Below are 13,899 nucleotides of genomic sequence, written 5' to 3' on the forward strand. Positions count from 1 at the left end.
ATCGAACTAGCGTTGCCGGCTTTTTATTTTTCCCGACTGGCAATGAAGCGGGCCGTTTCCTGCAGGACTACAGCCTTCTCGCCAAAGGGCACCAGTAGATCAACGGCTTCCTTGGTCAAAGCGCCAAGCCGGTCTTCTGCCCAGGCCATGCCATGCAGCGCCACGAGCGTGCCCTTTCCGCGTGCGGCGTCCTTACCCGTTGCCTTACCCATGGTGACGGCGTCCGAGGTCAGATCGAGCAGATCGTCAGCAAGCTGGAAAGCCAGCCCTATCTTGCGACCAAATGCACGCATTCTTTCGCGATGTCCCGGCTCCGAACCCGCGACGATAGCGCCCGCTTCGCAAGCAAAACGCAGAAGTGCGCCCGTTTTCATCGACTGGAGCGTCGTGATGCCCACCTCGCCCGGAGGAGACTTCTCTGCCGCGAGGTCGAGCGCCTGACCGCCCACCATGCCACCAAGTCCGGCGGCGCGAGCAAGCGCCAGCACAAGTTCTGTCTTCAATCGGTCGGCAAGTACCGTCTCCGGAGCGGCGATGATATCGAAAGCATAGGTAAGCAGGCTATCTCCGGCCAGGATTGCCGTTGCTTCGTCAAAGGCCTTGTGCACCGTCGGCCGGCCGCGACGCAGGTCGTCGTTATCCATGGCTGGCAGATCGTCGTGGATCAGCGAATAACAGTGCAGGCACTCCAGCGCCACGCCTACTCGAAGCGCAGCATCCGGCGGTCCGCCGAGCAGGATCGCGCTTTCGCGGACCAGGAAGGGCCGGAGCCTTTTTCCACCATTCAGCGATCCATGCCGCATGGCTGCCATGAGATGCGGGGGGCGGACAATCTCTTCGGGAAGAGTGGCATCGGACAGCAGCGACGCAAGCAGAGCTTCCGTCTCGGCGGCGCTCTGCCTCAAGCGCTCTTCGAATACCGTCTTCGTGTCCGTCATGGCCGCTGTTTGGCATGCCGATGGCTGACTGGCAACGGCGATTTACCGGGTTATGGGAAGTTTTCGGCATCAGACTCGCCTTGGCTCCATTCAGAGTCTATGAAATCCAAAACAAGGAATGAGCGGGACATTGGACATCACGCCGGAACAGCACGTGCAGGAGGAAGAGCCCGTGAGGGATAGACGGCGCTCGTTTTTCCCTAAACTTGTCCGGCGGCTCGTACTGATCGGGATCACTCTCGTGGTGCTGCCTTATCTTCTTATCTTTGTTTATGCCCTGCCTTTCATTCATCCCGTCTCGACCCTGATGCTGTCGGAACTGGTGCTGTTGCGCGGTTACGACAGGCGCTGGGTGGATCTCGATGATATCTCGCCCAATCTCGTCCGTGCAGTCATGATGTCGGAAGACGGCCAGTTCTGTTTCCATGGTGGGGTTGACTGGACGCAGATGCGCGACGTGGTCGAGGATGCGCTAGACGGCGAGGCGACGCGTGGCGCCAGCACCATTTCCATGCAGACGGTCAAGAACCTGTTTCTCTGGAACGGCCGCTCCTTCATTCGCAAGGGGCTCGAATTGCCGCTTGCCATTGGGGCAGATTTCGTCTGGTCGAAGCGGAGGATGATGGAAATCTACCTTAACGTCGCCGAATGGGGGCCTGGCATTTATGGAGCGGAAGCCGCAGCCCGGCATCATTTCAAGATTCCGGCCTCGAAGCTCAGCTCCCGGCAGGCGGCGCTTCTCGCCGTCTCGTTACCCAACCCGATCACGCGGGTCGCCGGCAAGCCCGGTCGCGGCATGCAGCGGCTGGCCGGCATTGTTGAGCGCCGCGCGCGCAACTCCGGCGACTATATCAAATGCATTTATGATTGAGTTCTAGCGATTTCATTGGTCGCGCTCGGCTGTTGCGATTATAGGCTGAATGAACCAACCGGAGGCGTGGCCCATGGGAAAACTCACCCTTTACATCGGCAACAAGAACTATTCCTCGTGGTCCTTGCGTCCCTGGATTGCGATGACTGCGGCGGGCATTGATTTCCAGGAAGTGTTGATCCCCTTCGATTTTCCGGCCGGCAATCCGAAGTTCAAGCCTATTTCGCCGACAGACAGGGTGCCCGTCCTGCACCACGGCAATATCCGCGTTTGGGAATCGCTGTCGATCATCGAATACGTAGCCGAGCTTTTTCCAGAGAAAGGCATTTGGCCGAAGGCGGCTGCGGACCGGGCCGTTGCCCGCTCGATCTCCATGGAAATGCTCTCCGGCTTCCGGGCGCTCAGAAATGCCTGCCCGATGAATATGCGGCGCCCGAAGCGCAAGCTCGATCTGCCGGAAGGCGTGATGGACGATGTGACGCGGATTGAGACGATCTGGCGTGAACTGCGGGCAAAGTCCGGCGGGCCGTTCCTGTTCGGCGCCTTTACCGGGGCGGACGCCATGTTTGCGCCCGTCGTCAACCGTTTCGACGTTTATGACCTCGTGACCGATGCCGGTACGCTTGCCTATATGGCGGCGATGAAATCCCATCCGGCCTGGGTCAAATGGCAGGAGGCGGCGCTTGCCGAGCCCTGGATAGTGCCGGAAGACGAAGCCTAACACGGCAATGTCGAAAAAATCCCGGCGGGGACTGGTCAAAGCCCTGCCGGACATGTATAAGCCCGGCAAATTTCCGAGATCGAGACGTGATGAGTTCGGCCTCAGTTCCGGCCGGGGATCATGTTTTGCACGAAGTGGAGTAACGAAATGGCTGTACCGAAGAGAAAAACGAGCCCGTCGAAGCGCGGTATGCGCCGCTCCGCCGACGCACTCAAGGCTCCGACCTATATCGAAGACAAGAACTCCGGCGAACTGCGCCGCCCGCATCACATCGACCTGAAGACCGGCATGTATCGCGGCCGTCAGGTTCTGACGCCGAAGGAAAACGCATAAGCGTTGCCACGGAAGTTCGCTTGAAGGGCCGGCCTTGCCGGCCTTTTTTGTTTCTGCCAAGCCTTGCGCAAAATGCAGGCCGGCATCACAGTTCGGCCCGTCCATTTCTCGTGCTCCGGAGCCGCTCATGCTCGCTGCATTGCCGCTGATGATCTTCCCGTTTGTTCTCTACAACCTTGCCATGTTCGGCATTCTGGGTGGCGGCGGAGTTGTTGCGCTTGGCAATATCGTCAGTTCTCTCCAGATGCTTTCCGGTGCCGTCTGGACGATGACGGTGGGCGACGCACTGATTGTCGTCGCACTCGTTTTTCTCTTTGTCGAAATCCTCAAAGCGAGCCGCAACGGTCGTGGCTCGCTTCTCAATCACATGCTGTCGATGCTGGTCTTCGTGGCCTACCTGGTTGAATTCCTGCTGGTCAGGGATGCCGCAACGCAGATTTTCTTCATCCTGATGACGATCACTTTCGTCGATGTCATCGGTGGTTTTGCCGTCGCAATCCGTTCGGCTGGTCGCGACGTTTCGATCGGACTCTGATCCAGGTTCTATAGATCAGAGATTATCGAGACGGTTCTGAAGATTGCGAAGCTGTTCCTTCAATTCGTCGATATCCTTCGAATCGGTCTTCTTGGCAGCCGAGGTAGGCGGCTGTGCCGTAAAAGGCGAAAACATCTGCAGAGCCTGGCGAAACATTTCCGTGTTGCGGCGCACCTGCTCTTCCATCATCTGCATGGGCGCCTGCAGGTTCTTGCTAAGCGGTGTATCGCCAAAAGCACGGGTCATCTGTTCGCGCATCTGCACCTGTTGATCGGTAAACGCCTTCATCGAATGTTCCAGGAAGGTCGGTACGACCATCTGCATCTGGTCGCCGTAATAGGAAATCAACTGCCGCAGGAAGGAAATCGGCAGCAGCGTATTGCCGGTCTTGGATTCCTGTTCAAAGATGATCTGCGTCAGCACCGAGTGGGTGATGTCCTCGCCGGTCTTGGCATCCTGGACGAGGAATTCTTCGCCTTTCTTTACCATCTTCGCAAGGTCTTCCAGCGTCACGTAAGTGCTGGTGCCTGTATTGTAGAGGCGCCGGTTGGCATATTTTTTGATTATGATTTCGCCTTCGGTCTTTGCCATGATTGCCTCCTGCTCCCGTCAATATGGTTTGGTTATATCGATTGGCTGCTTCTCCCGACAGGAATGTAAGCCTAAATGAAGCGGACTTACAATCGATTTGTGCGATGCGGCGGTTGACTTGTTGCGCAGCAAACCCGCGAAAACTGAGGAGCATTTTTAGGGAAGGATCGTCGGCCTGCAGGATGTTTGACTCTGCGGTCAAGCTTTGTCAGTCTCGGAAATAAATATCTTAATAAGAGGAGACGTCCCATGACCAATCCATCCATCGTGATCGCGTCCGCCGCCCGTACGGCGGTCGGCTCATTCAACGGTGCTTTTGCCAATGTCCCGGCCCATGAACTGGGTGCTGCGGTGATCAAGGGCGCGCTTGCGCGTGCCGGTGTCGATGCGTCCGAGGTGGATGAGGTCATCCTCGGTCAGGTTCTGCCAGCGGGCGAGGGGCAGAATCCTGCCCGGCAGGCGGCGATGAAAGCCGGAGTGCCCAAGGAGAAGACCGCCTGGGGCGTCAACCAACTCTGCGGTTCAGGCCTTCGCGCCGTCGCGCTCGGCATGCAGCAGATTGCGCTGGGCGATGCGAAGATCATCGTGGCCGGCGGCCAGGAGTCCATGTCCATGGCGCCCCATTGCGCGCATCTGCGCGGCGGCGTGAAGATGGGTGATTTCAAGATGATCGATACCATGATCAAGGACGGCCTGACGGACGCCTTCTATGGGTACCACATGGGGATCACGGCAGAGAATGTCGCTCGTCAGTGGCAACTCTCCCGCGATGAGCAGGACCAGTTCGCCGTGTCCTCCCAGAACAAGGCGGAGGCCGCGCAGCTCGCCGGCCGCTTCAAGGATGAGGTTATCCCGTATGTCATCCAGACGAGGAAGGGTGACGTGATCGTGGAAAACGACGAATTTATCCGCCCCGGCACGACGCTCGATGCGCTGGCGAAGCTTCGCCCTGCCTTCGACAAAGAAGGGACGGTGACGGCCGGCAACGCTTCCGGTCTGAATGACGGAGCGGCGGCGGCTGTTCTGATGACGGAGGAGGAAGCTGTCCGCCGAGGTATCACGCCGATGGTTCGCATCGTTTCCTGGGCAACGGCGGGCGTCGATCCGCAGATCATGGGCACCGGCCCGATCCCTGCCTCCCGCAAGGCGCTGGAAAAGGCCGGCTGGAAAATCGGCGACCTCGACCTCGTCGAAGCCAACGAAGCCTTCGCGGCCCAGTCCTGCGCCGTCACCAAGGATCTCGGTCTCGACCCGTCGATCGTCAACGTCAACGGCGGCGCAATTGCCATCGGTCACCCGATTGGCGCTTCCGGTGCGCGCATCCTCAATACGCTCCTCTTCGAGATGAAGCGCCGCGGCGCGAAGAAGGGTCTCGCGACGCTGTGCATCGGCGGCGGCATGGGCGTCGCCATGTGCCTCGAAGCCATGTGATGGTCGTGGATGGCCCGCCAGCGTTGAAAAAATGCGTGGCGGGCTGTCGCCCTGACGAAAGCCTGTCAAAATAAGTAAGTATCCGGTCACGCAGAAGGGCAGGATCAATCCGAGAAGGGGAAGGCAAAATGGACAGAGTGGCGTTGGTTTCGGGAGGGACGCGGGGAATCGGTGCTGCGATCTCTGTGGCGTTGAAGGCTGCAGGTTATCGGGTGGCTGCCAATTTTGCCGGCAATGAGGAAAAGGCGAAAGCCTTTCATGACGAAACCGGAATTCCCGTCTTCAAATGGGATGTGTCCGATTATCATGCCTGTGTTGAAGGTATAGCCGAAATCGAGACAGCGCTTGGTCCGGTCGAGATCCTTGTCAACAATGCGGGTATCACCCGCGACGGCATGTTTCACAAGTTGACACCGGAACAATGGAACGAGGTGATCGGCACAAACCTCACCGGTCTCTTCAACATGACACATCCCGTCTGGAGCGGCATGCGGGACCGCAGTTTTGGCCGCGTCATCAACATTTCCTCCATCAATGGCCAGAAGGGCCAGATGGGGCAGGTGAACTATTCCGCAGCCAAGGCTGGTGATCTCGGCTTCACCAAGGCCCTTGCTCAGGAGGGGGCGGCGAAGAACATCACCGTCAATGCGATCTGCCCCGGTTACATTGCCACGGAAATGGTTCGGGCCGTACCGGAGAAAGTGCTGAATGAGCGGATCATTCCGCAAATCCCGGTTGGTCGCCTGGGTGAGCCGGAAGAGATAGCCCGATGTGTTGTTTTCCTCGCTTCGGATGAAGCGGGCTTCATCACTGGCTCGACGCTCACGGCAAATGGCGGCCAGTTCATGGCCGGTTGAACTTTTCGCGCGTTAACCTTTACGTGGATTCTGTCGCGGAAATGTGCGTGAAACCATCTATGACTATGGCTAACGCGCTGTTTTTCCACCAAATGTTGCGGTGAACAAACCGGGAAAAGGACAATGTCGCCGATTCGTCAGCGTTTCGTTCCGGCTTTGGTCAGAAGTTAACATAGGGCCGGTCAGGCAAAATAAAGCCGGCGTTGATTGCAACGCCGGCTTCCGAGAAATCCAGAATATATCAGCGCTAGCGGCAGCGCGCTTCGTAGGTGCGGCCGTACCGATCCCGATAGACACAGTAGCCGCGACGCTTCTCGGATTCGCCAATTGCAGCACCGACAAGACCGCCGGCCACAGCGCCTACCGCTGCACCACCCCAGCTATTGGTGACGGCACCGCCGATGACTGCACCGGTGCCCGCGCCGATCGCGGTGCCCTTCTCCGTAGAGGTGCACGAGGCGAGCGCGCCGATCATGCAGCCCACAATCAGAATCTTTTTCATGTTTATTCCCTTCCCTTGGTGACATACGGCTGCGCCGCTCTTAAATCCTGCCCATCAGCAACAGGATGATGATAATCAGGACGACGAGGCCCAATCCGCCCGACGGACCGTAACCCCAACCTCGGCTATAGCCCCAATTCGGCAGCGCGCCAATCAGGAGCAGGATGAGGATGATGAGCAATACCGTTCCGAGCATGATTTTCCACTCCGCTAGATAATCCGGTATGGATTTGGCGAGGAAACGCGCCTTCGCAAATTTTGTTCCAGGGGATCGACGCGGTGTCCATGTCACATGTGGTTAAAGACCGTTAGTCAACGTTAACGAGGGGCATTCGTGATTCGTGTCCGAGCCCTCCGAGGGTCGTTCTTATTGCGCTTCCAATCGGCAGATACCCACAACATCTTGTACGAACGAAACGAGAATATGGAGATGTCGGCGATTCGTCGATGATTCGTTCCGCCTTTGACCTGAATCTTAACAATGGGCGGTTCAAACGGCTGAAGCCTTTGAACTCGTTGAAGAAAGGTTAACCATATCAAGGGATTGACTCCGTCGTCTCTCTGTGGGTGCGCAGCTTCCGGGTGAATCTCCAGGTTGTAGACACCCAAATTGAATGCAGATTCAGGATGTCGTGGCGGGAAACGGAGTCTTGTCAACATATAGCCGTGAACAAAGGCTGAATCCCCTCGAGTCTTCGATTCGTCTCCGATTCGTTCGCATCTGTTCCCGCAAGGGTGAAATCTGAACGGCTGAATGTTGGTTTGAGCGGGCCAAACCGAGATTCTTCGGCTGCAAAACCATTCTTCAGGCTTGCGTTTGTCGGCTGGGATCGCCATGTGTGGCATGGCTTCAGGTTTTCGCAAAGGCGAAGCCGAAGCCGTAAGTGATGCGCGGAACTTGGCTTTGAATTTCCAGCCCATGATGCCCACGGGGCGCGGCGTCACCGCCGTCCTCGGCCCCACCAATACAGGCAAGACGCATTATGCCATCGAGCGCATGGTTGCGCATGGCACCGGCGTGATCGGCCTGCCGCTTCGGCTGCTGGCGCGCGAGGTCTATACGCGCCTTGTCGAAAAGGTCGGGGTTTCCTGGGTGGCGCTCATCACCGGCGAAGAAAAGATCACTCCGCCGAACGCCCGCTTTTCAGTTTGCACCGTCGAGGCCATGCCGCGGGAGACGAGAGCCTCCTTCGTCGCGATCGATGAAGTGCAGCTTGCCGGAGACCTGGAACGCGGCCATATCTTCACGGATAGAATTCTGCATCTGCGCGGCCGCGACGAGACCCTGCTTCTGGGAGCCGCCACGATGCGGCCGATCCTTGAAAAGCTGCTGCCGGGTATTACCGTTGTCGAACGTCCGCGTTTGTCCCAGCTGTTCTACGCAGGTCAAAAGAAGATCACCCGACTGCCGCAACGGTCGGCGATCGTGGCGTTTTCCGCTGATGAGGTTTATGCGATTGCGGAGCTGATCCGTCGCCAGCGGGGCGGGGCTGCGGTTGTCCTGGGCGCGCTCAGTCCGCGGACGCGCAATGCCCAGGTCGGGCTCTACCAATCGGGCGACGTCGAATATCTGGTTGCTACAGATGCAATCGGCATGGGTCTTAATCTCGATGTCGATCACGTTGCTTTTGCACAGGACCGGAAATTTGACGGTTATCAGTTCCGCAATCTCAATCCCGCCGAACTCGGCCAGATCGCCGGTCGTGCGGGCCGGCATCTGAGAGACGGGACGTTTGGTGTCACCGGACAGGTCGCGCCGTTCGATGACGAGCTGGTGGAGCGAATCGAAAGCCATCAGTTCGATCAGGTGAAAGTGCTGCAATGGCGCTCGAAGAATCTCGATTTTTCCACACTGCGTGCGCTACGCGAAAGCCTGGATGTTTCGCCGACGATCACGGGACTCACTCGGGCGCTGCCTGCGACCGATAGCCAAGCCCTTGATCATCTTTCGCGTTATCCCGAAATCCAGGATGCCGCGACGACACCGGAACGGGTCGAAAAGCTCTGGGAGGCCTGTGCGCTGCCGGATTACCGCCGGATTGCGCCTGCACAGCACGCGGACCTTATTTCGACTCTTTTTTCCGATCTTGTGCGCTACGGAACAGTGAACGAGGATTTCATGGCGGAGCAGGTCCGCCGCGCGGACCGGACGGATGGCGAGATCGACACGCTGTCTGCCCGCATCGCGCAGATCAGGACCTGGACCTACGTCTCCAACCGTCCCGGCTGGCTTGCCGATCCGACACACTGGCAAGAAAAGACACGGGAAATAGAGGATAGGTTGTCGGACGCGCTACATGAAAGGTTGACGAAACGCTTCGTTGATCGCAGGACATCTGTGCTCATGAAGCGCCTGAGAGAGAATGCGATGCTGGAAGCTGAAATCAGTGTGAATGGCGATGTCTTCGTGGAGGGACATCACGTCGGGCAATTGGCCGGATTCCGGTTCACGCCCGTCACGGGGACCGAAGGACCTGACGCCAAGGCGGTGCAGGCGGCCGCCCAAAAGGCGTTGGCGCTGGAATTCGAGGCGCGAGCGGCGAGACTTTATGCATCCGGCAACAGCGATTTTGCTGTCGGCTCCGATGGTTTCGTGCGCTGGCTCGGCGAACCTATCGCCCGTCTTTCGGCAAGCGACCATGTGATGCGTCCGCGTGTCATCCTGTTGTCCGATGAGCAGCTCACCGGCAACGCCCGCGAACACGTGCTCGCTCGCATCGAGCGCTTCGTGAACCATCATATCGCGACGGTTCTAAAGCCGCTTGACGACCTATCGCGTGCCGAGGATCTGCAGGGTCTTGCCAAGGGGCTTGCCTTTCAGCTCGTCGAAAATCTTGGCGTACTCTTCCGTCGCGACGTCGCCGAAGAGGTGAAGTCGCTCGATCAGGATGCGCGTGCCTCGATGCGGCGCTATGGTATTCGGTTCGGCGCCTATCACGTCTTCATGCCGGCGCTTCTGAAGCCGGCCCCGGCCGAACTCATCACGCTTCTCTGGGCGTTGAAGAACGACGGCCTCGACAAGCCCGGTTACGGCGATCTCATCCCGGCGCTTGCTGCTGGCCGCACCTCGGTCGTTGCGGATCCGAGCTTCGAGCGAATGTTCTACAAGCTCGCGGGCTTCCGCTTCCTCGGCAAGCGCGCAGTGCGTATCGACATTCTCGAGCGCCTGGCGGATATCATCCGTCCGCTCCTTCAGTGGAAGCCCGGCACGACGCCGCGTCCGGAAGGCGCTTATGACGGTCGTCGTTTCACGACCACGACTGCGATGCTCTCCATTCTCGGCGCGACGCCGGATGACATGGAGGAGATTCTGAAAGGGCTTGGCTATCGTGCTGATGCCGTGATGGCGGAAGAAGCGCAGGCCTTCCTTGAGACTCAGAATGTGGGCGCTGCCGGTGCTGCGACTCCCGCTGCAGCCGAAGAGGTCGCGGTGAGCGATGGTGCTGACCCAACCGACGCCTCGGGTGGCGAAGCCTCGGGGGGAGTGATTGAGGGAAGTGTTGAACTTGCCCCTGTGGAGGCTGTAGCGGAAGCCGCAACCGAACAGGCGTCTGCCGCAACCGAACAGGCGTCTGCCGCTGTTTCGACAGATGGAGATGAAGCAAAACCTGCCGAAGCCGAGGAGCCGAAGCCGGTCCTGCTCTGGCGTCCAGGTGGTGGCCGAGACAACCAGCGGAGCGGGCGTCAGCAAAATGGAGATCGCCGGGGTCACGGCGGACAGCGGAATGCCGGCGGGGAACGGCCCCAGGGATCCCAAGGTCATCGTGATGATCGTCGTGATGCACGTCAGAACGGCGATCGAGACCGACGGGACGGCGGGAGGCCGAATCGCGACAAAAACCGGGGGGATCGCCCGAATCGTGGGGAACGCCCCGAAGGCGGGCAACGGCCTGAGCGAAACGACCGCGGCAAAGGGCCGCAGCCGGCCCGTTTCGAAGCGAAGCCGCCACGCAAAGAGAAACCGATCGATCCGGATTCGCCCTTTGCAAAACTTGCAGCTCTCAAGGAGCAGATGAAGAAGTGAGGCCATGACGGAAAAAGAGCTACCGGACGGTTCGCGACAGCGCATCGACAAGTGGCTTTTTTTCGCCCGCATCGTGAAGTCGCGTTCGCTTGCCCAATCGCTGATCGCCGCGGGTGCAGTGACGGTGAATGGAGAGATCTGCAGTCAGTCCAGCCGTACGATAAAATCTGGAGACCGCATTGAACTTGTCCTAGAGCGGCGGGATGTCATCCTTGTCGTTCGTGCTGGCGGCCATCGCCGAGGTCCGTTTGAGGAGGCTAAGCTTCTCTATGACGACCTGACGCCGTCTCCGGACAAGCAGACACGGCTCACGCCTTTCGAGCGGGCGCAACGTGGCCTTGGCGCGGGCAGATTCGGTGGCCCCGATCGCTGAAAGAACCGGAAACCGATAAAGGGTCATGCTGAGGAATAAAGCTTCTCCAATTTGGCCTCGGCAGGATTGTTTAACCTTGCTAAGCAAGGCCAAAGGCTTTACCTGACAGTCGAAAAGCCGGATTGCCTGCCTCCTGTCCTCTTTTGCAGTAAGGGTTTCGCCTCTCCCGGCTTTCCGGTGTGCCGGCGCTTTCCTGCCGTCGACACGACCGTTGTCCGCGATAGTCTTGGAGTGCCGCATGACGTATGTCGTGACCGACAATTGTATCCGCTGCAAGTACACCGACTGTGTTGAGGTTTGCCCGGTCGATTGTTTCTATGAAGGCGAAAATTTCCTGGTCATCCATCCGGATGAATGTATCGACTGCGGCGTCTGCGAACCGGAATGTCCCGCCGAAGCGATCAAGCCGGATACCGAGCCGGGTCTCGACAAGTGGCTGAAGCTGAATGCCGAGTTCGCCCAGGTCTGGCCGAACATCACTGTCAAGCGCGACCCCTTGCCGGATGCCAAGGAGATGGACGGCGTCGAAAACAAGTACGATCAGTTCTTCTCTACGGAACCCGGAAAAGGGGATTGAGCTTTGCCGAAATGGCATGGCTCGACAGAGGCCTCGAATCACTCTGCCTTTTTGATGGGCAGAGGGTTGGCCGTGCCCTCTGAGCACATGCGAAAGCAAATTATTGATTTCCGCACTTTTTTGTGGTACACATGGCGAACTGTTCCACAAGGTGGCACTGGCGTGCCCAAAAAACATCACGAAAGCAACAGATCATCCAAAACGCGGTATCCGTGACATTGCAACGCTCGAATGTTGTCGATCGCAATTCGCGGTGGGATCTGTTTTTCGCGCGCGTTGGTCGGACCAGTATGGAGTGACCCGACGGTATCCCCCGTCTCATCCGGGCCTGACCGACCCGGTTTCCCCGACCCGAAAAACGGGTGAGTAACAGGGAGTTTGTGAAACGAATGACGACCCAGCAGAAGAAGAATTCTCCCGCCCGCCAAGGCTTCAAGACCGGCGAATCGATTGTCTATCCTGCTCATGGTGTAGGTATGATCACTGCCATTGAAGAGCAAGAAGTCGCGGGCATGAAGCTCGAACTTTTCGTTATCGATTTCGAAAAGGACAAGATGCGCCTCAAGGTGCCGGTCGCAAAGGCCGTGAGCATCGGCATGCGCAAGCTGTCCGAAACGGATTTTGTCGAACGCGCCCTCAAAGTTGTTCAGGGCAAGGCACGTGTGAAGCGCACCATGTGGTCGCGCCGTGCCCAGGAATATGACGCCAAGATCAATTCCGGCGATCTGATCTCGATTGCTGAAGTGGTCCGCGACCTTTATCGCGCAGAGAACCAGCCGGAGCAGTCCTATTCGGAACGGCAGCTCTATGAAGCTGCCCTCGATCGCATGGCTCGTGAAATTGCTGCGGTGAACAAGATGTCCGAAACGGAGGCCGTTCGCCTCGTCGAGGTCAATCTTGCCAAGGGGCCGAAACGCGGCAAGACCATCGAAGAGGATGAGGCTCAGGAAGAGGCAGCCTGATCTTTTTCATCATCGCATTCTCTAAAAAACCCGGCCTTGGAGCCGGGTTTTTTATTGGAACTTTTTCCACTGCCACGCGTTAACCCGCCGGTACGGCGAACTGACACTGCATCGATGCAGTTTTGTTTCGCCCCCGGAATACGTATCGCGGGCGGATATTCAGGCTCTCGGGCCGATGTGAACTCCCGCGAAGCTCAAACGAGGGGAGCAAAGGCAGCAGGTCTCCAGATACGCATCACGGGTCCCGTGAATCGTGTCGGAATTCCCCCTTGCTGTTTTTGTCGGATCAGACCGTTCACGGAGAACACGATGACAGCCATGTCCGCAGACCGAACCATGATCAAGATAGCGATGTCCGCTCCCTATCTCGCCCGAGAGGAAGAGCGCGATCTGGCGGTCCGCTGGAAGGACGATCGCGATCAGGAGGCACGCAACCAGATCGCCCTTGCGCATATGCGTCTCGTGATCGCCATGGCTTCCAAGTTCCGCGGGTTCGGATTGCCGATGAGCGACCTTGTTCAGGAGGGCTATGTAGGGCTGCTGGAGGCGGCGGCAAGGTTTGAACCGGCACGGGATGTTCGTTTTTCCACTTATGCCAGCTGGTGGATCCGTGCTTCCATGCAGGATTATATTCTTCGTAACTGGTCGATCGTTCGTGGCGGCACCAGTTCTGCCCAAAAGGCGCTGTTCTTCAATCTCCGCCGGCTACGCGCCAAGCTTGCCCGCGGTGACAGCAATCTGACTGCCCGCGCCATCCATGAGGAGATCGCTGTCGCTCTTGGCGTCAGCGTAGCCGACGTCCAGACGATGGATGCACGTCTTTCCGGCAATGACGCTTCCCTGCAGGCTCCGTCGATAGCCGGCGATGCGGATAGCGGCGAGCGATTGGACCTGCTTGCGAGCGCCGAGCCACTGCCGGATGAACAGGTTTCCGGCATGATAGATGGCGAACGGCGCCTGAAATGGCTGCAAGGCGCCCTGACCAAGCTCAATGACCGGGAAAAGAAGATCATCCGTGCACGCCGCCTGACAGACGAAGGGGCGACGCTCGAAGCTCTCGGCGCTGAGCTGGGCATCTCGAAGGAGCGTGTCCGACAGATCGAGAGCCGCGCCATCGAGAAACTCAAGCTGGCATTGGTTTCCGCCAATCCGCAGATGGCTGCCGTCTGCTAAGCGAGTTTCGG

General features: G+C 58.4%; 15 protein-coding genes. 11 read left to right on the forward strand and 4 right to left on the reverse strand.

Annotated features, from left to right (window positions below):
* Positions 1 to 23 precede the first annotated feature (23 nt).
* Positions 24 to 938 (reverse strand): polyprenyl synthetase family protein, encoded by a 915-nt coding sequence (locus JL39_RS23670; RefSeq protein ID WP_037156573.1) that lies wholly within the window; start codon positions 936 to 938, stop codon positions 24 to 26.
* A gap of 118 nt (positions 939 to 1,056) precedes the next feature.
* On the opposite strand from JL39_RS23670, the gene mtgA reads away from it, so the two are divergent.
* From mtgA to JL39_RS23690, 4 genes are all read left to right on the forward strand, one after another.
* Complete coding sequence (gene mtgA, locus JL39_RS23675; RefSeq protein WP_081952971.1) at positions 1,057 to 1,809, forward strand: monofunctional biosynthetic peptidoglycan transglycosylase; 753 nt, start codon at positions 1,057 to 1,059, stop codon at positions 1,807 to 1,809.
* Between the two features lie 73 nt (positions 1,810 to 1,882).
* Positions 1,883 to 2,530: a glutathione S-transferase family protein gene (locus JL39_RS23680; protein WP_037156575.1), complete on the forward strand. Its 648-nt coding sequence runs from the start codon at positions 1,883 to 1,885 to the stop codon at positions 2,528 to 2,530.
* Positions 2,531 to 2,677: 147 nt separating this feature from the next.
* Positions 2,678 to 2,863 carry a 50S ribosomal protein L32 gene (rpmF, locus tag JL39_RS23685; RefSeq protein ID WP_003535764.1) on the forward strand — a complete coding sequence of 62 codons (186 nt, stop codon included), beginning with the start codon at positions 2,678 to 2,680 and terminating at the stop codon, positions 2,861 to 2,863.
* Positions 2,864 to 2,990: 127 nt separating this feature from the next.
* Positions 2,991 to 3,398, forward strand: coding sequence for a hypothetical protein (locus JL39_RS23690; RefSeq protein WP_037156579.1), 408 nt, complete (start codon positions 2,991 to 2,993; stop codon positions 3,396 to 3,398).
* A gap of 15 nt (positions 3,399 to 3,413) precedes the next feature.
* Here JL39_RS23690 and phaR read toward each other — a convergent pair whose 3' ends face one another.
* Positions 3,414 to 3,989, reverse strand: coding sequence for a polyhydroxyalkanoate synthesis repressor PhaR (gene phaR / locus JL39_RS23695; RefSeq protein ID WP_037156581.1), 576 nt, complete (start codon positions 3,987 to 3,989; stop codon positions 3,414 to 3,416).
* A 249-nt stretch (positions 3,990 to 4,238) separates the two neighbouring features.
* Between phaR and JL39_RS23700 the strand changes: the two genes are divergently transcribed.
* Positions 4,239 to 5,420, forward strand: coding sequence for an acetyl-CoA C-acetyltransferase (locus JL39_RS23700; RefSeq protein ID WP_037156583.1), 1,182 nt, complete (start codon positions 4,239 to 4,241; stop codon positions 5,418 to 5,420).
* A 128-nt stretch (positions 5,421 to 5,548) separates the two neighbouring features.
* Positions 5,549 to 6,277 (forward strand): beta-ketoacyl-ACP reductase, encoded by a 729-nt coding sequence (locus JL39_RS23705; protein ID WP_037156585.1) that lies wholly within the window; start codon positions 5,549 to 5,551, stop codon positions 6,275 to 6,277.
* 247 nt (positions 6,278 to 6,524) lie between these two features.
* On the opposite strand, the gene JL39_RS23710 is transcribed toward JL39_RS23705, so the two are convergent.
* The gene (locus tag JL39_RS23710) at positions 6,525 to 6,779 is read right to left on the reverse strand and encodes a YMGG-like glycine zipper-containing protein (RefSeq protein ID WP_037156587.1); all 255 of its coding nucleotides are present in this window, start codon (positions 6,777 to 6,779) and stop codon (positions 6,525 to 6,527) included.
* A gap of 40 nt (positions 6,780 to 6,819) precedes the next feature.
* Entirely contained in the window at positions 6,820 to 6,975 is a 156-nt protein-coding gene (locus JL39_RS31275; protein WP_081952972.1) for a DUF3309 family protein, read from the reverse strand.
* 702 nt (positions 6,976 to 7,677) lie between these two features.
* Here JL39_RS31275 and JL39_RS23715 point away from each other — a divergent pair.
* The 5 genes from JL39_RS23715 to JL39_RS23735 all read left to right on the forward strand — a co-directional run bounded on the left by JL39_RS23715 (position 7,678) and on the right by JL39_RS23735 (position 13,888).
* Positions 7,678 to 10,803, forward strand: coding sequence for a helicase-related protein (locus JL39_RS23715; RefSeq protein ID WP_037157254.1), 3,126 nt, complete (start codon positions 7,678 to 7,680; stop codon positions 10,801 to 10,803).
* Positions 10,804 to 10,807: 4 nt separating this feature from the next.
* Positions 10,808 to 11,176 carry an RNA-binding S4 domain-containing protein gene (locus tag JL39_RS23720; RefSeq protein ID WP_037156589.1) on the forward strand — a complete coding sequence of 123 codons (369 nt, stop codon included), beginning with the start codon at positions 10,808 to 10,810 and terminating at the stop codon, positions 11,174 to 11,176.
* 238 nt (positions 11,177 to 11,414) lie between these two features.
* Entirely contained in the window at positions 11,415 to 11,753 is a 339-nt protein-coding gene (gene fdxA / locus JL39_RS23725; protein ID WP_037156591.1) for a ferredoxin FdxA, read from the forward strand.
* Positions 11,754 to 12,142: 389 nt separating this feature from the next.
* Complete coding sequence (locus tag JL39_RS23730) at positions 12,143 to 12,715, forward strand: CarD family transcriptional regulator (RefSeq protein WP_037156593.1); 573 nt, start codon at positions 12,143 to 12,145, stop codon at positions 12,713 to 12,715.
* Between the two features lie 309 nt (positions 12,716 to 13,024).
* On the forward strand, positions 13,025 to 13,888 hold the full coding sequence (locus tag JL39_RS23735) for an RNA polymerase factor sigma-32 (RefSeq protein WP_037156595.1): 864 nt from the start codon (positions 13,025 to 13,027) through the stop codon (positions 13,886 to 13,888).
* The last annotated feature ends 11 nt before the right edge of the window (positions 13,889 to 13,899 follow it).

Source organism: Rhizobium sp. YS-1r (genome assembly GCF_000757525.1).
GTDB classification, from domain to species: Bacteria; Pseudomonadota; Alphaproteobacteria; order Rhizobiales; family Rhizobiaceae; genus Neorhizobium; species Neorhizobium petrolearium.

Excerpts from the sequence above, each read along its gene's own strand:
- JL39_RS23700 (WP_037156583.1), top strand. The coding sequence starts at position 4,239 with ATGACCAATCCATCCATCGTGATCGCGTCCGCCGCCCGTACGGCGGTC.
- JL39_RS23720 (WP_037156589.1), top strand. The coding sequence starts at position 10,808 with ATGACGGAAAAAGAGCTACCGGACGGTTCGCGACAGCGCATCGACAAG.
- JL39_RS23705 (WP_037156585.1), top strand. The coding sequence starts at position 5,549 with ATGGACAGAGTGGCGTTGGTTTCGGGAGGGACGCGGGGAATCGGTGCT.
- JL39_RS23710 (WP_037156587.1), bottom strand. The coding sequence starts at position 6,779 with ATGAAAAAGATTCTGATTGTGGGCTGCATGATCGGCGCGCTCGCCTCG.
- JL39_RS23680 (WP_037156575.1), top strand. The coding sequence starts at position 1,883 with ATGGGAAAACTCACCCTTTACATCGGCAACAAGAACTATTCCTCGTGG.
- JL39_RS23730 (WP_037156593.1), top strand. The coding sequence starts at position 12,143 with ATGACGACCCAGCAGAAGAAGAATTCTCCCGCCCGCCAAGGCTTCAAG.
- JL39_RS23690 (WP_037156579.1), top strand. The coding sequence starts at position 2,991 with ATGCTCGCTGCATTGCCGCTGATGATCTTCCCGTTTGTTCTCTACAAC.
- JL39_RS31275 (WP_081952972.1), bottom strand. The coding sequence starts at position 6,975 with ATGCTCGGAACGGTATTGCTCATCATCCTCATCCTGCTCCTGATTGGC.
- JL39_RS23670 (WP_037156573.1), bottom strand. The coding sequence starts at position 938 with ATGACGGACACGAAGACGGTATTCGAAGAGCGCTTGAGGCAGAGCGCC.
- mtgA (WP_081952971.1), top strand. The coding sequence starts at position 1,057 with ATGAGCGGGACATTGGACATCACGCCGGAACAGCACGTGCAGGAGGAA.
- fdxA (WP_037156591.1), top strand. The coding sequence starts at position 11,415 with ATGACGTATGTCGTGACCGACAATTGTATCCGCTGCAAGTACACCGAC.
- rpmF (WP_003535764.1), top strand. The coding sequence starts at position 2,678 with ATGGCTGTACCGAAGAGAAAAACGAGCCCGTCGAAGCGCGGTATGCGC.
- phaR (WP_037156581.1), bottom strand. The coding sequence starts at position 3,989 with ATGGCAAAGACCGAAGGCGAAATCATAATCAAAAAATATGCCAACCGG.
- JL39_RS23735 (WP_037156595.1), top strand. The coding sequence starts at position 13,025 with ATGACAGCCATGTCCGCAGACCGAACCATGATCAAGATAGCGATGTCC.